Below are 19048 nucleotides of genomic sequence, written 5' to 3' on the forward strand. Positions count from 1 at the left end.
AATGGGAAGAATATTAATGACTGGCGGAGGTGGCGATGCCGATTTAGATGTGATCACAGCTGAAGCAGATGATATCTTATCTGGGAAAGTGATCGTAGATAAGGATGGCAATCCTTTAACTGGTACACTAACCCTTAGTGGCGATGCTGGAGCCGGTGATGTGTTATCAGGCAAAACTTTCTATACCACCAATCCCAAAAGCAAGCAGACCGGTACCATGGGTACTATGGGTGGTGGAACTTATACGCCTAAGGCAGCTCAGCAGACAGTATCATGTAGTGGTAAGAAAATGACCGGTAATATTGTTATCAAAGGTGATGGAAATCTAACTGGCAATAATATACTTTATGGGAAGTCAATATTCGGTGTTTCAGGTAATGTGAGACAATTTGCATCTCGTTATGGGCAAGTAACTTCAGACAGTAACTATTATGTAACATTATCTCTTGGCTTTTATATTCGAAGTTGGATGTTTATGGCGGAAAATGGCCCACATGACTTATCTACTTCTTGTCCTTGGGATCCGGCTAATCTAAGTGTAATATTGCCCAATTATACATTGGCTTCTCCGATTCGAAGCGGAACAACTTTTAAAGTAAAAGTTACAACCCCAAATAAGAAGTACAATTACTACGTTACAGGATACTATTAATAATATCCTGCAATCACATACCAATGTGGATTACCGGCATATGGGGGTGATGCAGAAAATTGTAGAAAAGTAAAAAGATATTAACAGTATATCACAATCAAGAAAGGAACAGAACAAATGAAAGCATTAGTAATTTACGATGCCACAGGTAGAATCTGGTCAATTGTGTACGGGGAAGAACAAGCCCCACAAGGTCTGTTGTCAATGTTCGTGGACATTCCAGACGGAGCAGCTCTTGAAAGAATTGACGTAACTAATCCAGATGAGCCTAAGGCAGTGTTTTCTTATCTGCCGGAATCAGATATTGGAAAACTGCAGATTAGAGTAACAGATTTGGAAAACCAGCTCACCGAAGCCCAGTTAGCTCTTACCGAGCAGTATGAAGCTAACCTGGCATTGGAAGATGAGGTCACTAACACCCAGTTAGCATTGACTGAACTTTACGAAGCAACCCAAACCACTACAACCACAAAGGAGGCTTAATCATGGCAAGCTACATGGCAAAAGTATATGCAAATCTGATTCGTAATGGAAAGAAAAAAATCGAAGAGGTACCAGAGAAAATCAGAGCGGAAGTCGAGGAATTATTAAATGCTTAGACTGCTGCTCTTTTTATTACTGAGGAAGGAGGTGGAGACTATGGCAATCATCTATGCAACCCTTATTATTAAGGGAAAGAAAACCTACGCACAGGTACCAGAAAAGATCAAGCCTCAGGTAAAGCAGGTCTTGATCGACCTGGAGTGCGAGGATCTGATCACGGAGGAGTAAGTCATGGAATCAATCACGCAGTACATATCTGTGCATTGGGTTTCATGGGTGTTTGGGATCATCTCTGTATTGCTTTCCAGAGCATATCATAAATTATCCAAACAGTTAAAGGCAGAACGTGCCAGAACAAATGCTATTAACGCAGGAGTTCTGGCACTCCTCCATGACCGTCTTTACCAGGCATGTACATTTTATTTAAAAAGGAAATATTGTACCTTGGAAGACAGAGACAATCTGGAGTATATGTTCAGGCCATATAAAGCATTGGGTGGAAATGGAACCGGAGAAGATCTTTATAACAGATGTCTGGCTTTACCATATGAGCCGGCAGAACAGGAGGTATAGATATGGATTTTGGAATTGGAAGCGTAACAGCAATCACAGCAATTTGTTACCTGGGCGGCATGGCTTGTAAGGCAACCACTAAGGTCAAGGATGAGGTTATCCCGGTAGTATGCGGAGTGACCGGCGGCATCCTGGGAGTAGCAGGTATGTACCTTATGCCAGAGTTTCCAGCTACAGATGTGATCAACGCTGCAGCTATTGGCATTGTATCCGGGCTGGCAGCAACCGGAGCACACCAGGTCATCAAACAGGTTGGAAAGATGTAGAAGGAGGTGATCCGACTATCTCCCGCAGGCAGTCCGGGTCATGACAGTCATTTGCGACGTCGCAATAAATCAGTAGAATAAAAATCATGCATATGTTATAATGTCTAGGTTACCGCCCCTATACCGGTAAGGAAAGGGGGTGTCTGACATGGAAAATCTTATTTCTTTTATTGTCGCTGTTGCGGCTGGTGTAGTTTGCCACTACATCATCAAATGGTTGGACGGCGGCAAATAGTCGGTAACCAGCCTGCAGATGCCTAACTGCTTAAAAAGGAAGAAAGCCCCTGAGTCTCGACCACTCAGGGGCTTTCGCTTTTGTGTCCAACATGGAAACTTATTTCTTTTTGCCTAACGGCATTATAGCATATGCAGAAAATCTTTTCAAGATACCATTTGGAAGAAAGGAAATGCTATGAAAATATCAGATAACGGATTAAACCTCATAAAAAAGTTTGAAGGCTGCCGACTGACCGCCTACCAGGATGCAGTAGGTGTCTGGACTATCGGCTATGGCACCACTAACGCAGATAAAGCCATTACCGGCACAACCATCTGTCAGGGCTTGAAAATCAGTCAGGCTACAGCAGATGACTGGTTAAGACAGTCTGTAGATAGAAAGTATGGTCCAAAGGTGGATAAGTATAGTGCTTACAACTGGAATCAGAACGAATTTGATGCTCTTGTAAGTTTTGCGTACAATATCGGTTCTATTGACGGATTGACCGCAAAGGGATCCCGCTCAAAAGAGGAAATCGCTGACAAAATCCTGGCATATAACAGAGCTGGAGGAAAGGTTCTGTCCGGTCTTACCAGAAGACGCCAGGAAGAACGAAAACTCTTTATTACTCCGGCAAAAAAAGAAGGTTGGGTAAAAGAGGATGATCACTGGCGTTTTTATGATAATTCTGGAAATTATGTTAGAAACGACTGGCACCAAGACGGTGAAAAATGGTACTGGTTTAACGGCGCCGGTTTCATGGCCCATGACGTCTGGTATCAATACAAAGGTTCCTGGTACTACCTCGGCTCTGACGGTGCCATGCTAAAAGGCCTTCAGACAATCAAAGGCAAGTGGTACTACCTGGATCAGGACGGTCGCATGGCAACTGAACCAGTTATCCTTACTCCTGATCAGGACGGCGCCCTACATTATCCGGGGCTTGCAAAATAATATAAATCCTCTTAAAAACTTTAGGTTCATTTTGCCCTATTGGTCACAATAAAGTCACAAGCAAAAACAAGAAATCCAGTAAATACAAGGCTTTTTAATGATACAAACCTTAATGAATTTTAAGAAAACCCCATTGTGCATTTAAGAAACATTTTCTATGATAAAGTCAGAAAGAAACGAAGAGTTGTTTTCACGGAACAGAATTAAAATTCAGGAAGAATTCCGGGGAAACAAGAAAAGTACAAGGAGGTTATAAAGATATGGAGATCAAGAAACCGGCCATGGCAGGAACTCTGGAATCCAGTGACTGTCAGGTAACCGTAGAACCGGGAAATGGTTCTGTGGAATTTAGCCTGGAAAGTGCTGTCATCAATCAGTATGGCAACCAGATCCGCAAGGTAGTCCTTCAGACACTGGAGAACTTGGATGTAAAGGATGTAAAAATCTCAGTGGTGGATAAGGGCGCTTTAGACTGCACCATTAAGGCAAGAGTTGAAGGTGCGGTATTCCGTTCTGTAGACCAGATCGAGGACATTCCGTGGGGAGGTGCAATAAGATGATCAATGCAAATAAGAAGCGCTTAAGAAGGACCATGATGTTCTTAAATGCACAGAAACCAGGTCTGATCAAGGATCCATATATTTATAAACCAGACTCCATTATGCTGGATCTGGAGGATGCTGTTGCTGAAAACCAGAAGGATGCAGCACGTTTTTCCTTATATCATGCATTAAAAGAGATCAACTACAGAGGCTGCGAGAGAGTAGTCCGCATCAATGGCCTTGACACCCCTTACTGGGAAGAGGATATCCACTGTGCAGTAGCAGGCGGCTGCGATGCCATCCGTATCCCCAAGACAGAAAGCGCACTGGATGTACAGAGAGTGGAGACCGTTGTAGAAGAATGCGAAAAGCAGTACGGCATTCCGGAAGGCCATACACTGATCATGGCAGCCATCGAGTCTGCAAGAGGTGTTATGAAGGCCCTGGATATCTGCGAAGCATCTGAGAGGATGTTTGGCATCGCTCTTTCCGGCGGTGACTATACAAAGGATTTACAGACCCACATTACAGGTACAGGCCTGGAACTGATGGGTGCCCGCCAGAACATGATCATCGCAGCCCGTGCGGCAGGTGTACAGTGCTTTGATACTGTATACACCAACCTGGATGACATGGACGGCTTCCGCAGGGACGTAGAGACCATCCATTTAATGGGATTTGACGGAAAATCCATTATCAACCCACGTCAGATCAATATCGTACATGAGATCTTCACACCAACCCAGAAGGATATCATTTTTGCTGAGAAAGTAGTTAAGGAGATCGATGAAAAGAAGAAACTGGGTATCGGCGTATTCACTGTAGACGGCAAGATGATCGATATCGCATTCTATGACGGCGCAAAGAGGACCATCGAGCTTGCCAAGGCATCAGGCGTATATAAGGGGGATCTGTAAAATGATAAACGCAGTAGGAAGAGATATACCGGAAGAGATCCTGGAGATGACCGGTAAAGAGGTATTCCAGGGAAATCATTACAGGGACGGATATGTGTACAAAAAGGACGGCCCGTATACAAAGTGTGTAGTCAACAATACACAGAGCAAGCTGGTTGCAAACATCCATGATGTGCTGGTAAAATGCGGCGTCAAAGACGGTATGACCTTAGGCTTCCATCACCATTTCCGTGAAGGTGACTATATCGTAAATATGGTCATGGAAGAAGTACATAAGATGGGTATCAAGGATATCACCATCTGTGCCAGCTCCCTTGGCAAGGCACATGATCCCATCGTTCCTTACATCGAAGACGGCACCATCACCAACATCCAGTCTTCCGGTGTACGTGGCAAGATCGGTGAAGCCATTTCCGCAGGTAAATTAAAGGGACTTGCTATCATGCGTTCCCATGGCGGCCGTGTAAGAGCCATTGAAAGCGGCGAGACCAGGATCGATATCGCATTTATCGGAACACCTACCTGTGACGATTACGGCAACTGCCGTGGTATCGGCGGCAAGAGTGACTGTGGCGTGCTTTCTTACGCTATGGTAGATGGTGACTATGCAGATAAGGTAGTAGCGATCACAGACTGTCTGGTACCGTTCCCTAACTTCCCGGCCCATATCTCCATGACAAAGGTTGACTATGTAGTAGTGGTAGATGCTATCGGTGATCCGAAGAAGATCGCTACCGGCGCAGCAAAGCCAACTACGGATATGAGAAAGCTGATGATGGCTGATTACTGTACCCAGTTCGTAGTAAACAGCCCATATTTCAAGGATGGCTTCTCTTACCAGACCGGTGTAGGCGGTGCATCTATCGCATCCACCATCTCCCTGTCTAAGATCATGAAGGAGAAGAATATCCGCATGCGTTTCGGCGTAGGCGGCCTGACCAAGCCAATGTGTGACCTGCTGATCAACAACCAGGTAGACTGCCTGTTAGATACACAGGACTTTGACCTGGCAGCAGTAGAGTCTGTAAAGAACTTAAAGCATTTCCGTATTTCTGCCGGTGAGTATGCAGACCCGTTTAACAAGGGCGCTGTAGTAAATAAGCTGGATTTCGTTATCCTTGCGGCACTGGAAGTAGACGTAAACTTTAACTGTAACGTGGTTGTAGGCTCTGACGGTGTGATCACCGGTGCCCAGGGCGGACATCCTGATACAGCAGCAGGAGCTAAGTGTACCATCGTTATCGCACCACTGCTTCAGGGAAGAATTCCTGCAATCTGCAGCGAAGTTACCACTGTAACCACTCCGGGAGAGAGCATTGACGTAGTTATCACTGATTACGGTATTGCCATCAATCCAAGAAGACAGGATCTGATCGAGGCAATGAAGGGCGTAGACCTGCCATTTAAGACCATTGAAGAACTGCGTGACATCGCATACTCTATCGTAGGCGAGCCGGAGAAGGTTAAGTTTGGAGACAGAGTAGTAGGTATCATTGAAGCCCGTGATGGCACGATCATGGACGTTGTACGCCAGATCAAGCCATATGCATTCGCTGATGAGAAATAGATATAATGCGAAATAGCAATACAGAATAAAGATACAAAATAAAAAAAACAAGTATAAAAAAAACAAGTATATAAAAAGGCCCATGTGGCTGTCAGTACGGCAGCTATATGGGCCTTTTCGTGTCAATCTATGTTCAGTTCTTTTAAAATATCCAGATCGGATACAGGTTTGATCATATAGTTATCAATAATATTCCTTTCTTTTGCTTCTGCCAGTTCACGGTCTACCTGGTCGGCCATGATCAGACGGAGCATTCCATTATATCTTCCTTTAACAGACATGCAGAAATCCACAGCGGAATTTCCGTCAATGAACTGTTCTACAACCAGAGCATCAAAACGGTATGATTTCAATTTTTCTGCAGCTTCTTTAAAGTCCATAACGCAGGTGACCTGTATATCTCGTTTTGAGAAGTTGCGTTCTAAGAGACGGAGTACCTTAGGGTTATCATCCACGATCAGTAATGAGATTTTTTCTCCTGATTGTTCTGGGAGATTTTTTCTCATAAAATCCAATGAATCCTGTACAGATGGTTCGGAACTGCTTTTCTCATTGGATGCAGATGCCGGGAAATACAGGTGGAATACAGAACCAACGCCAGGTGTGCTTTCGGCATTTACTACACCGCGGTGGGAAGTGACGATCTGTTCTGTAAGAGCCAGCCCCAGTCCTGTTCCTTTTCCGCCTTTTTTTGTAGTAAAAAAAGGATCAAAGATCTGTTTTAATACATCAGGACTCATACCACAGCCGGTGTCCCGGATATCAATGCGAATATATTGATCCCATGCATTTTCATTTCCAATATGGAGGTCCGGATCCATATCTTTTTTGTCTAAGAGAATGGCAGATACTTCAATCTCGCCTGTTTCATGTCCAATGGCATGAATGGCATTAACGCCAATATTTAAGATGACCTGGTTTAACTGTGTTTCATTTCCTACTATAGTAACACCGGGAAGTTCTATGTTTTCTTTTAGTTCTACATTATCCGGACATACAGAACGGACCATTTTTAAGGCACGTTTGATCACCCGGTTAACATCCAGCGTCTTAAAGGCTGTTTCCATATTTTTACGGCTGAGAGAAGAAATCTGCTGTATGATCTCCTTTGCTTTTACGGAAGCTTCATAGATTTCTTTTGCGCTGTCGTAGTTATCGGAATCTTCAGGAAGATCCATCATGAGAAATTCTGCATACCCCATGATAGGTGTCAGCAGATTGTTAAATTCATGGGCAATACCGCCGGTCATGGTTCCCATGATCTGTAAGCGCTGCTGGTGGGCAATGGTCTCTTCACTTTGATGCATCTGCTCTAAAATACCGTTTAATTCCGTTAAATAGGTAATCTGCTGACGGTCTTTTCTGCTCTTTAACATCAAATGGAAAATGTAGGAAGCAGCAGCAAGGATGGTAAAAAGAACACCTGTGAAAACAAGGAGCAGTTTCAAGGCACCTTCCTCCAGTGGGACATACATATCGCTCTGATCCATAACAGCACTGACGATAATGAAATCCTTTCCTATATAAGCAGGAGTATATGCACTAACTTTTTCTACACCTGGAGCGCCTGGTTTTGTCCACCAGTAGGAATAATATTCATCTACAGCAGTCAGCCCCTGTTTCTGACAATCGATCATGGTATTTAAACTGGTGAGATTTTTTCCCGGGAACATTTTTTCGCGTCCATGGATCACATCGATGCCCCATTGTTCAGCCTGGGGATGCATCAGTACAATGCCGTTGTGATCTTTTAATACAAAATAACCGTTGGTCCCTACATTTAAAGGGCGCATGGTCCTGTTATAATAAGCCATGCCATTTAAGATCATGGAAATGGTCTCACCGGTATCTGTTTCATAGTAGAGCATAAGATAATGATTTTTATTTCCGATTTTTACCAGTCGAAAACACATCTGGCTATCGATCCTGGATTCAGAGAGGATTTCTTCCGGTTCATCATCTGTACCGGCGGTTAAGATCGTCTCCCCTTTTTTCTTAATGATAACATCCTGGACCACAGGCCCATGTTCTTCTACATAGGTATCCCACAGTGCTTCCTGTTCATTTTCATCCAAAGAATGACTGCAATTCCAAAGGCTTCTTATATCAGCTGCATATTCGTCTATGGTTTCTTCCAGGCGGCCGGAGATACTTTCTACTGCTAAGAGCATCTGGTCTTTCTGGTTTTGCACAGCAGAATTGCGGTATTCATTCCAGATGCTGTTTCCAATACACATGAACGCTAGGATAATGACAGTTAAAAACAATGTGACCATATAAAAACGGCTGTTTTTCCGGATGCGTTCCTCAAATGCAGATCCTTTTGATGCTGAATGTTTTTTATTTTCCATAGATGATGTTGTATCCTTTCTGGTTGACTTGCTTCTTTGGTAATATTATAATGAATTAAGCGCATATATGCAAAAGTTTTATGATAATTCACGAAACAAAGAACAGGATAAGACGGGAAAAAGAAGACATGGCAGATAAAGTACTGATCGTTGATGATGATATTTCCATTTGTAAATTACTGGAAAAAGTGATGCATAGCAATGAACTTGATACAGAAACAGCAGGAAGTGGAAGAGATGCCTTGGAACTGCTGAAGCACCACACATATGATGTGATCCTTATGGATATTATGTTAGGGGATATGGAAGGTTTTGATGTGATCAAGGAGCTTCGTGCAAACGGGATTCAGACTCCGGTGATGATCGTCAGCGGACGAAATGAAGATTATGACTCTTTGTACGGGCTTTCTATTGGTGCAGATGACTATATTACCAAGCCATTCAGACCTTTAGTGCTGGGAGCAAAGGTAAAAGCACTGATCCGTCGCACCAAAAATATGGGAAATCACTCAGATATTATCCAGTGCGGGCCGTTCAGTTACGAAAGTTCTACTATGCGTTTCTATAAAGATGGGGAAGAGCTGATCTTATCCTCAAAAGAAAGTGCCCTGCTTTTACTTTTTATTAAGCATCCGGGCCAGGTATATACAAAAGATATGATCTATGAACAGGTGTGGGGAACTACAGTAGCCATTGATGATAATGCCATCATGGTATATATCAACCGCTTACGCAGTAAGATTGAAAAAGACAGACAGAAGCCGGAGCATATTATTACGGTGCGAGGCATGGGATATCGTTTTCTTCCATAAAAACATATAAAGACTGAGTGATAATGAGGACTGTCAGGGCAGGCAGTCCTTTTATAGTATATGAATGTACAAAGATTAATACAAACCTTAAAAAATATTAAGATAAATCCCTTATATCTGTAAGGTTACCTTTGTATACTCGTTCCAGATAGCAAAGTAAGGTACTTAAAAAAGTACATACAATGCACAATAAGAAAAAGGAGAGAAAGAGTATGTCAGAGGTTGTAGTAGGTCTTCTTGGTTTTGCCTGCATCGTTGCCATTGTTGTAACACTTTTTAAGAGCAAAACCCTTCCCAGCATCGCATTTATCATTTTCCCGATGATTCTGGGAGTCATTCTTGTATTCGGCGGTTATTATTCATGGGAAAACATTGGTAAGCTGATCAAGAGCGGTTTTTCCAGCACAGGTCCAACAGCGGCATTGTTCGTATTCAGCGTTCTATATTTCGGTATCATGACCGATGCAGGAATGTTTGATGTAATCATTGGAAAGTTAATGCTGTTAGTAAAGGATAATGTCATCGGCGTTTGTGTCATGACCTGTATCATTGCCCTGATCGGACATCTGGACGGCGGCGGTGCTTCCACTTTCTGTATCGTAGTTCCGGCAATGCTTCCGGTTTACAAGAAAATGCATATGCGTCCAACAACATTGCTTCGTATTTCCGTTATTGCCATGGGCGTTTTAAACCTGATGCCATGGGCTGGCCCTACTATGAGAGCGGCAACTGTTCTTGGTATTGAGGCAGGTTCTTTATGGCAGACCATTCTGCCGATCCAGGCATGTGGTATTGTCCTGGCATTAGCAGCAGCAGTATTAAATGGTATTATTGAGCAGAAGAGAGGCGCTGGCTTAAACGGTAAACTGGCACAGGAAGCTACTCATCTGAACAGTGTAGTAGAGGCAGCAGCTGAAGCAGAGTCTGCAAACAATGATCTGGCCCGTCCAAAGCTGTTTGTGTTTAATATCATTTTAACAATCGCAGTTATCGCACTGTTGATCAAGGATATCTTCCCAAGCTATGTTCCTTTCATGATCGGTGTTGCCATCGCTATCCTGGTAAACTATCCAGGCGCAAAGATGCAGAAGAAGATCATCAATCTTCATTCAGGTCCGGCTTTGATGATGTGTTCTACATTAATGGGCGCAGCAGTATTAATGGGTATCCTTGTTAAGGATATTGAAGGTGTAAATAGTGTTATCACCTGTATGTCAAACCTGATCAGCAGCATCTTGCCAACTGCACTTGGACAGCATCTGCCATTAGTAATTGGTATCTTAAGTGTACCGTTAGCACTGGCATTCGATACAGACAGCTACTTCTATGGAATGCTTCCTGTTATGATCGGAATCGGCGAAGGATTCGGTGTTGGAGCAATGCCAATCGCAGTTGCCATGGTTGTATGCCGTAACTGTGCAACATTCATCAGCCCAATGGTACCTGCAACTCTGTTAGGTGTAGGTCTTGCTGATGTAGATATTAAAGACCATATTAAAAACAGTTTCCTGTGGGTATGGGCTTTCAGTATCATCTGTATGTTTATTGGTGTAATTGTAGGAATTATTCCATTATAATCAACAGTCCGGTATCAATAGAAATAATTTATGATACCAGGGTCAAAAGGTCATAAATCCGATGCAAGCTTGCTTGCAGGAGGATTTTTGAACTTGGGACCCGCCAAAAATATGAGTAAGGAGCCATTTTTTGAAGAAAAATGAGCGGATTACGAATGTTTTTAGAATTGCGGGAGTGCAAAGCACGTAGCAATTCGGTATCAGAGGGGTCAAAATACCTTTTGACCCCAACATCAATTTATTAAGTCACATAGAAAATCATATAAATAGATTTAAGATTCAAACCCTCCCCCATAAAGGAGCTGCTGCAGGCTGATGGTTGCAGCAGCTCCTTTAATCATAACCAGTACATCGTTTCGTAAATAACGGTACTAAACCTTAGTGTTGACTTTCCACTCAAATCCGCCTAATATTAAAACTAGTACATCGTTTTCGAAATAACTATACCACTCACTTGTCTGCGAATCTGATTGCACAGGCCTAAAAGCCTCAGCGTAGCCCGCTACGCCTGCGTTTTTAGGCCTGCACACTCAAATTCGCATCCTACGTGATTAGTACAGTTATTTACGAAACGATGTACTAGGTCATTTTTCAAAGAGACCATGAGATACAAGGAGATAAAGGATTATGACAAAAGATCTGACAACTGGGAAGATCATGCCTATTCTGGTGAAGTTTACAATTCCGCTGGTTTTGGGAAATCTGTTCCAGCTTACTTACAATGCAGTAGACAGCATCATCGTAGGTCATTTTGTGGGAAAAGAGGCACTGGCAGCTGTAGGTATCTGCAATCCTATCACAACACTGATGATTTTATTTTTAAATGGTCTGTGCATGGGTGCCAGTATTTTAATGGGAATGCAGTATGGGGCAAAAGACTATGATACTCTCCATCGCCAGATCAGTACCACTATGATTTCGGGTGTGGTCTTTTCCGTTACATTAACGGTACTCTGCGTTATATTTGCAGTGCCCATACTGCAGCTGATCCAGGTAGACCCGTCGATTTTGGACCTGACAGCAGAATATCTGCGGATCATATTCTGGGGACTGATGTTTACATTTTTATATAACTTCTTTTCCAGTACGTTAAGGGCACTGGGAGACAGTAATTCCCCTTTATATTTTCTGATCATCAGTGCTGTGTTAAATGTATTTGGGGATCTGTTTTTTGTAGTTGTATTAAAGGATGGAAGCAGAGGCTGCGCTATTTCTACAGTTCTCAGTGAGGCACTGTGCAGTCTGTTCTGTTTGATCTATATCCAGAAAAAAGTACCCCTACTGCGCCTTGGAAAGAAGTGGCTTGTTTTTGACAAGAGCCTTTTAAAGAAAACCATTGCTTTTGGCTGGGCCTCTGCCATGCAGCAGGCTACTGTACAGCTTGGAAAGATCGGTATACAGGCCATTGTAAATACCATGGGGGTATCAGTTTCAGCCGCATTTGCAGTAGTCAACCGCATTGACGATTTTGCTTATACCCCAGAGCAGAACATTGCCCATGCAATGACTGCCCTTATGGCCCAGAATAAGGGAGCCGGAAAGATCGACCGCATGAAAGAAGGATTTAGGTCAGGTATTATTCTGGAGATTATTTACGGTATACTGATCTTTATCATTTGTTTTGTGTTTGCAAGACCATTAATGCTTATGTTTGTAAAAGATGAAGAGGTTATTGGACATGGTGTTACGTATCTGCATCTGATCTCTGTGATGTATCTGCTTCCGGCGCTTACTAATGGCATTCAGGGATTTTTCAGAGGGATCGGTGACCTGAAGATCACATTAATAAGCAGTTTTATTAATATGGCGCTGCGTGTTCTGGCAGCTGCGCCATTAGTACTTATATGGAAAATGGGAATCGAAGCACTGCCATATTCCTATCTGGCTGGCTGGATCGGAATGCTGGTTGCAGAAACACCATTACTTTTAAAGACTTATAAGACCTGGGGAAAGAAAGCTGGGCAGTAGAGCTGGGCAGTCCTGCAGGAATGCAGATTATATGAAGGGAGAGAAAATTCGTGTTAGAAGGAAGACCATTAAAGGGATATGACCTGGAGCGTTTGAAAGAATTCTTAAAGTCCATGGACTTGGATTATGATACAGGAATTGAATACAGCATCTGCCTGGAAGATGAGGATTACCGCATTATTGCAGCAGGTTCTGTAGAGGAAAATGTATTAAAATGCATTGCCATTTCTCCGGATCATCAGGGAGAAGGGCTGTCCGGCACTATTATTTCCCATCTGACCCAGTATGAGTTTGAAAAGGGCAGAAGTCATTTATTAATGTATACAAAACCGAAAAACCAGGCTATGTTTGAGGACCTGGGTTTTTATACCATTTTAAAGACAGACCGGGTTTTGTTTATGGAAAATAAAAAGACCGGTTTTACAGATTTTATAGAAAAAGTAAAGGCAGAAAGTCCGGAGGATGCCTTAAAAGAAGGAAAAGTCATTGGTGCGATCGTAGCAAATTGCAATCCATTTACACTGGGACACCGCTATCTTATAGAAACTGCTTTAAAACAGTGTGATTATCTTCATCTGTTCGTGCTTTCTGATAAGCGTACCTTTTACAGTGCCTCTGAGCGTTATGAAATGGTGAAAGAAGGTGTAAAGGATCTGGACCGGGTGATCTTACATCAGACTTCTGATTATATTATTTCTGCAGCTACCTTTCCAACCTACTTTATGAAGGAAAAAACAGAGGCAGGAAAAGCAAACTGCCGCCTTGATCTGGAATTATTTGGGAAAAGGATCGCGCCGGAATTACACATTACAAAGCGCTTTGTGGGAACAGAGCCAAACTGTGCTGTTACGGACTGTTATAATGTGACTATGAAAGAGGTCCTTTCGGGATTGGGAATTGAAGTAACAGAGATCCAAAGAAAAGAACAGGAAGGAACCGCCATCAGCGCTTCCCGGGTGCGTCAGGCAGTAAAGGAAGGCAAAATAGAAGAGATACGGGGCCTGGTACCGGAAAGTACCTGGGAGCATATTTCTAAGAAGGCATGACTTAAAAAACAGGAAAGAACCGGAAAAGACAGAAAATATATAAAGCAAATATAAAAAACAATGTCATAAAAATGACAGGAGAATGATTATGACAAAAGAAGAACTTGCCCTTGTTATCATAGAACGTCTGAAAAAAGAATATCCTGATGCAGGCTGTACCTTAGACTACAACCAGGCATGGAAGCTGTTAGTCAGCGTCCGCCTGGCGGCCCAGTGTACAGACGCCAGAGTGAATGTGGTAGTGGAAGATCTGTATAAAAAGTTTCCAGATGTAAATTCACTGGCAGAGGCTCCGGTGGAAGAGATAGAGGCCATTGTAAAGCCCTGTGGTCTGGGACACAGCAAGGCAAGAGACATCAAAGCCTGCATGACCTGTCTGAAAGAAGAGTATAACGGAAATGTGCCCGATGATTTTAATGCTCTTTTAAAGCTGCCGGGTGTAGGGAGAAAAAGTGCCAACCTGATCATGGGAGATGTATTTGGAAAGCCTGCTATTGTAACAGATACCCATTGTATCCGTCTGGTAAACCGCATGGGACTGGTAGAAGGCATAAAAGAGCCGAAAAAGGTGGAAATGGCTCTTTGGAAGCTGATCCCGCCTGAAGAAGGCAGTGACTTCTGCCATCGCCTGGTGTACCATGGAAGAGCAGTGTGCAGCGCAAGGACAAAGCCGGACTGTGACCACTGCTGTGTGAACGATGTCTGTAAAAAAGCGGGCGTGGAAGGCTGAAAACACCTTGTTAAGAAGCAATAAAAATTACGCTAAAAAAGTGTTAATACAATTTAATAAAAAGACAAAATAGTCTTGTAAAAGATGAAAATTGTCCAGAGAAATCCCTCTCTTTTTTTACTATACTTAGTGCATAAGTTCCAGGCAGATCAATGGCTGGGAAACCAGCTGGTGACAGGTCCTGAAAGTGCAGCGATCTATGCCGGGAACAAGATCAAGTAAAGAAGAGAGGGATATTTTTATGAAAGGGATCATGAAAAAAGCGGTTTTCCTTGCAGCTGCCGGTATGACAGCGCTGGCACTTTCAGGATGTTCAGCAGGCAGCAGTGGAAAGCGGATCGTACGTATTTCCCATGCACAGTCTGAAACACATCCGGAGCATCTGGGGCTTCTGGCGTTTAAGGAATATGTGGAGGAACGTCTGGGCGATAAATATGAAGTACAGATCTTTCCTAATGAATTGTTAGGATCAGCCCAGAAAGCCATTGAGCTGACACAGACAGGTGCCATTGATTTCGTTGTGGCAGGTACAGCCAACCTGGAGACTTTTGCAGGTGTGTATGAGATCTTCAGTATGCCATATCTTTTTGATTCCGAAGAGGTCTATAAGTCAGTTATGGAAGATTCTGAGTATATGGAAAATGTATACGAGTCTACAGATGAAGCAGGTTTCCGTGTAGTTACCTGGTATAATGCAGGAACCAGAAATTTCTATGCAAAGACGCCGATCTATACACCGGAAGATCTGGCAGGTAAAAAAATCCGTGTGCAGCAGAGTCCGGCCAGTGTTGCAATGGCAAATGCCTTTGGCGCGGCAGCAGCCCCCATGGGCTTTGGTGAGGTATATACAGCCATCCAGCAGGGCGTGATCGATGGGGCAGAGAACAATGAGCTGGCACTGACTAATAACAAGCATGGTGAAGTTGCAAAATATTATACATACAACAAACACCAGATGGTGCCGGATATGCTGGTTGCCAACCTGAAATTCTTAAACAGCTTAAGCCCGGAAGAATATCAGGTATTTAAAGAGGCAGCCAGTAAATCAACAGAAGTAGAACTGGAAGAGTGGGATAAAAGTATTGAAGAGGCGAAAAAGATCGCAACAGATGATATGGGGGTAGAATTTATCGATGTGGATATCAATGCATTTAAACAGAAGGTACTTCCCCTTCATGAAAAGATGTTAAATGAAAATCCCAAGATCTGTGATCTTTATGAGCATATTAAAGAGGCAAATGAGGCAGCGGCCGGAAAGGAAGGCAAGTAATGGAAAGTATGCGAAAAGTAAGAAAAACCATGATGAAAGTGCTGGGTTATCTGATCATTTTCCTGTTCATGATGATGACAGCAGTGGGAAGCTACCAGATCATCACAAGATATTTCTTTAACAGGCCAAGCACAGTATCAGAAGAATTGCTGACCTATTCCTTTACCTGGATGTCCCTTCTTGCATCTGCATATGTCTTTGGTAAAAGAGACCATATGAGAATGGGATTTATGGCAGATAAGCTGACTGGAAATTGCAGAAAATATCTGGAGATCATAATTGATCTGCTGTCCTTTAGCTTTGCGGCAGTTGTCATGGTTTACGGCGGCTGCTCTATTACAAAACTGACTATGATCCAGACCACTGCATCTTTGCGTGTGCCAATGGGTTATATTTACGTGATCGTACCTGTAAGCGGTATCCTTATTATGATTTTTGCGGCTATGAATGCAGTGGAAATGTTCCATCATGAGTTTAAAGAAGCCGGGGAGGTGAGAGTATGACAATAGCGGGACTTTGCGGGCTTATTATATTTGTATTGCTGGCGGTCATGCTGATCGCAGGTGTGCCTATTGCAGTAGCGTTGGCTGTTTCTTCCATTTGTGCTATTTTGCCTGTTTTAAACATGGGAGCAAGCGTACTGACTGGTGCACAGAGGATCTTTTCAGGTATCTCCGTATTCAGTCTTCTTGCCATTCCTTTCTTTATTCTGGCAGGAAACCTGATGAATAAAGGTGGTATCGCCATCCGCCTCATTAATTTTGCAAAGCTTTTTACCGGCAATATCCCGGGCGCATTAGCCCACACCAATGCAGTGGCAAATATGCTTTTCGGAGCTATTTCCGGCTCTGGTACAGCAGCAGCTTCTGCCATGGGTTCTATTATTGGACCTATTGAAGAGGAAGAAGGCTATGACCGTGATTTTTCAGCAGCAGCTAATATTGCAACTGCTCCTACAGGGCTTTTGATTCCTCCAAGCAACGTTATGATCACATTTTCACTGGTCAGCGGAGGAACTTCTGTAGCAGCTCTTTTTATGGCAGGTTATATCCCGGGTATCCTCTGGGGTCTTGCATGTATGGTAGTTATTTACATTTTCGCAAAGAAAAAGGGCTACCGCAGCACAAAGAAATATACTTCATCTGAAAAGATCAGGGTATTTTTACAGGCGATCCCATGTCTGTTTATGATCATTGTTGTTATCGGCGGTATTATTTCCGGTATATTTACAGCAACAGAGGGAAGCGTGGTTGCAGTTGTATACAGTATGGTACTGGCAATTTTCTTCTATAAGTCTATTAAGCCCTCTGAGCTGCCACAGATATTCCTTGACAGTGCAGAAATGACAGGTATCATTATTTTCCTTATTGGTGTATCCAGTATCATGAGCTGGGTCATGGCATTTACCGGCATCCCAACTGCAGTAAGTACAGCTATGCTTGGTATCAGCAATAACCGTTACGTGATCCTGTTCATTATCAACATCCTGCTGCTGATCGTAGGTACTTTTATGGATATGACACCGGCATGCCTAATCTTTACCCCTATCTTTCTGCCCATCTGTCAGGCACTGGGAATGAACACGATCCATTTTGGCATCATGATGATCTTTAACCTGTGTATCGGAACCATTACACCGCCGGTTGGAACTACACTGTTTGTAGGTGTAAAAGTAGGAAAAACAAGGATCGAACAGGTGATCTCGCCGCTGCTTTATTATTTTGGGGCAATCTTTATTGTTCTGATGCTGGTATCTTATATTCCGGCCCTGTCATTATGGCTGCCGGGACTGTTGGGATACGTATAAAAAAAGCAGGATCTGCCTGTGGCTGCAGGCGCAAAGGCATCTGAATTCTGTATTCAGATGCCTTTTTTTGTTGCCAACATTTTGTCAGTATAGTATAATTCTGGGTGATAACAGGGTAAAAATTTCATTAACGTACGCAGTGCGTACGCCTCAGAAATTTAGGTACAACTGACAAAAATCTTCTGGCAAAATCAGATACAGAAAGATTTAGAGAGAACATTTTATTAGCAGGCGGCAGCCCTGGTGACAGAAAGGAAGGACGAACATGATGATCAAGATAGGTATTTTAGGTTATGGCAATCTGGGAAAAGGAGTAGAGTGTGCCATTAAGCACAATCCGGATATGGAACTGAAAGCAGTATTTACAAGAAGAGACCCTTCAAGTCTTTCTATTCTTACAGAAGGAGCAAAGGTATATTCAGTTGAAGATGCACCTGCGATGAAGGATGAGATCGATGTCCTGATCATCTGTGGCGGAAGTGCAACAGATCTTCCAAAACAGACTCCTGAAATGGCAAAATATTTCAATGTGATCGACAGTTTTGATACTCACGCAAAGATTCCGGAGCACTTTGAGGCAGTAGACAAGGCAGCAAAGGAAAGCGGCCACATCGGACTGATCAGCGTAGGCTGGGATCCGGGTATGTTCTCCTTAAACCGTCTGTATGCAAATGCTGTTCTTCCAGGCGGAAAAGATTATACATTCTGGGGAAAAGGTGTAAGCCAGGGACATTCTGATGCTATCAGACGTATTGCAGGCGTTAAGGATGCAAGACAGTATACCATCCCGGTAGACAGTGCATTAGAGGCAGTAAGAAGCGGAAGTGAGCCGGAGCTTACTACCAGACAGAAGCACACCAGAGAGTGCTTTGTTGTGGCAGAAGAGGGCGCAGATCTTAAAAAGATCGAAGAAGAGATCGTTACTATGCCAAATTACTTTGCTGATTATGATACTACAGTACATTTTATCAGTGAAGAAGAATTGTTAAGAGACCATGCAGGCATCCCACATGGCGGTTTTGTGATCCGCACAGGAAAGACCGGCTGGAACAATGAAAATTCCCATGTGATCGAATACAGCTTAAAGCTGGATTCCAACCCTGAATTTACTTCTTCTGTACTGGCTGCATATGCAAGAGCCGCATACCGCTTGAGCAAAGAAGGACAGACTGGCTGCAAGACTGTTTTTGATATTGCACCAGCTTACCTGTCAGCAGAAGACGGAGCATATTTAAGAAAGCACATGCTATAAAAAG

20 protein-coding genes are annotated in these 19048 nt (G+C 43.2%); 19 read left to right on the forward strand and 1 reads right to left on the reverse strand.

Annotated elements, in window-relative coordinates; all coding sequences use genetic code 11:
• The first annotated feature begins 1 nt into the window (after window position 1).
• The 10 genes from OGM16_12375 to citF all read left to right on the forward strand — a co-directional run bounded on the left by OGM16_12375 (window position 2) and on the right by citF (window position 6231).
• Complete coding sequence (locus tag OGM16_12375) at window positions 2-652, forward strand: hypothetical protein (GenBank protein ID UYJ45610.1); 651 nt, start codon at window positions 2-4, stop codon at window positions 650-652.
• Between the two features lie 117 nt (window positions 653-769).
• On the forward strand, window positions 770-1135 hold the full coding sequence (locus tag OGM16_12380; GenBank protein UYJ45611.1) for a hypothetical protein: 366 nt from the start codon (window positions 770-772) through the stop codon (window positions 1133-1135).
• Between the two features lie 2 nt (window positions 1136-1137).
• Window positions 1138-1251, forward strand: coding sequence for a CD1375 family protein (locus OGM16_12385; protein UYJ45612.1), 114 nt, complete (start codon window positions 1138-1140; stop codon window positions 1249-1251).
• A complete protein-coding gene (locus OGM16_12390) occupies window positions 1244-1423 on the forward strand; it encodes a CD1375 family protein (GenBank protein UYJ45613.1) in 180 nt (59 codons plus the stop codon). The genes OGM16_12385 and OGM16_12390 overlap by 8 nt, the downstream gene beginning before the upstream one ends.
• Window positions 1424-1426: 3 nt before the next feature.
• Complete coding sequence (locus tag OGM16_12395; protein UYJ45614.1) at window positions 1427-1768, forward strand: hypothetical protein; 342 nt, start codon at window positions 1427-1429, stop codon at window positions 1766-1768.
• Window positions 1769-1770: 2 nt separating this feature from the next.
• A complete protein-coding gene (locus OGM16_12400; protein UYJ45615.1) occupies window positions 1771-2034 on the forward strand; it encodes a phage holin family protein in 264 nt (87 codons plus the stop codon).
• 412 nt (window positions 2035-2446) lie between these two features.
• Window positions 2447-3205: a glycoside hydrolase family protein gene (locus OGM16_12405; protein ID UYJ45616.1), complete on the forward strand. Its 759-nt coding sequence runs from the start codon at window positions 2447-2449 to the stop codon at window positions 3203-3205.
• A gap of 260 nt (window positions 3206-3465) precedes the next feature.
• Window positions 3466-3765, forward strand: a complete 300-nt coding sequence (gene citD, locus OGM16_12410; protein UYJ45617.1) for a citrate lyase acyl carrier protein — start codon at window positions 3466-3468, stop codon at window positions 3763-3765.
• Entirely contained in the window at window positions 3762-4664 is a 903-nt protein-coding gene (locus tag OGM16_12415) for an aldolase/citrate lyase family protein (GenBank protein ID UYJ45618.1), read from the forward strand. The genes citD and OGM16_12415 overlap by 4 nt, the downstream gene beginning before the upstream one ends.
• A gap of 1 nt (window position 4665) precedes the next feature.
• Window positions 4666-6231: a citrate lyase subunit alpha gene (gene citF / locus OGM16_12420; protein ID UYJ45619.1), complete on the forward strand. Its 1566-nt coding sequence runs from the start codon at window positions 4666-4668 to the stop codon at window positions 6229-6231.
• Between the two features lie 122 nt (window positions 6232-6353).
• On the opposite strand, the gene OGM16_12425 is transcribed toward citF, so the two are convergent.
• Window positions 6354-8582 (reverse strand): ATP-binding protein, encoded by a 2229-nt coding sequence (locus OGM16_12425; protein UYJ45620.1) that lies wholly within the window; start codon window positions 8580-8582, stop codon window positions 6354-6356.
• A 128-nt stretch (window positions 8583-8710) separates the two neighbouring features.
• On the opposite strand from OGM16_12425, the gene OGM16_12430 reads away from it, so the two are divergent.
• The 9 genes from OGM16_12430 (at window position 8711) to OGM16_12470 (ending at window position 19044) form a co-directional block, all read left to right on the forward strand.
• Window positions 8711-9394 carry a response regulator transcription factor gene (locus tag OGM16_12430; GenBank protein UYJ45621.1) on the forward strand — a complete coding sequence of 228 codons (684 nt, stop codon included), beginning with the start codon at window positions 8711-8713 and terminating at the stop codon, window positions 9392-9394.
• Window positions 9395-9606: 212 nt separating this feature from the next.
• Complete coding sequence (locus tag OGM16_12435; protein ID UYJ45622.1) at window positions 9607-10971, forward strand: citrate:proton symporter; 1365 nt, start codon at window positions 9607-9609, stop codon at window positions 10969-10971.
• A gap of 627 nt (window positions 10972-11598) precedes the next feature.
• On the forward strand, window positions 11599-12939 hold the full coding sequence (locus tag OGM16_12440; GenBank protein ID UYJ45623.1) for an MATE family efflux transporter: 1341 nt from the start codon (window positions 11599-11601) through the stop codon (window positions 12937-12939).
• Between the two features lie 50 nt (window positions 12940-12989).
• Entirely contained in the window at window positions 12990-13985 is a 996-nt protein-coding gene (gene citC, locus OGM16_12445) for a [citrate (pro-3S)-lyase] ligase (protein UYJ45624.1), read from the forward strand.
• 88 nt (window positions 13986-14073) lie between these two features.
• On the forward strand, window positions 14074-14715 hold the full coding sequence (locus tag OGM16_12450; GenBank protein ID UYJ45625.1) for an endonuclease III: 642 nt from the start codon (window positions 14074-14076) through the stop codon (window positions 14713-14715).
• A gap of 241 nt (window positions 14716-14956) precedes the next feature.
• Window positions 14957-15985, forward strand: a complete 1029-nt coding sequence (locus tag OGM16_12455) for a TRAP transporter substrate-binding protein (protein UYJ45626.1) — start codon at window positions 14957-14959, stop codon at window positions 15983-15985.
• The gene (locus OGM16_12460; protein UYJ45627.1) at window positions 15985-16488 is read left to right on the forward strand and encodes a TRAP transporter small permease; all 504 of its coding nucleotides are present in this window, start codon (window positions 15985-15987) and stop codon (window positions 16486-16488) included. Before OGM16_12455 ends, OGM16_12460 begins: the two co-directional genes overlap by 1 nt.
• Window positions 16485-17792, forward strand: a complete 1308-nt coding sequence (locus OGM16_12465) for a TRAP transporter large permease (GenBank protein ID UYJ45628.1) — start codon at window positions 16485-16487, stop codon at window positions 17790-17792. Before OGM16_12460 ends, OGM16_12465 begins: the two co-directional genes overlap by 4 nt.
• A 265-nt stretch (window positions 17793-18057) precedes the next feature.
• Window positions 18058-19044 (forward strand): diaminopimelate dehydrogenase, encoded by a 987-nt coding sequence (locus tag OGM16_12470; protein ID UYJ45629.1) that lies wholly within the window; start codon window positions 18058-18060, stop codon window positions 19042-19044.
• The last annotated feature ends 4 nt before the right edge of the window (window positions 19045-19048 follow it).

The sequence above is a fragment of the Lachnospiraceae bacterium genome, assembly GCA_025758065.1.
GTDB lineage: Bacteria > Bacillota > Clostridia > Lachnospirales > Lachnospiraceae > Enterocloster.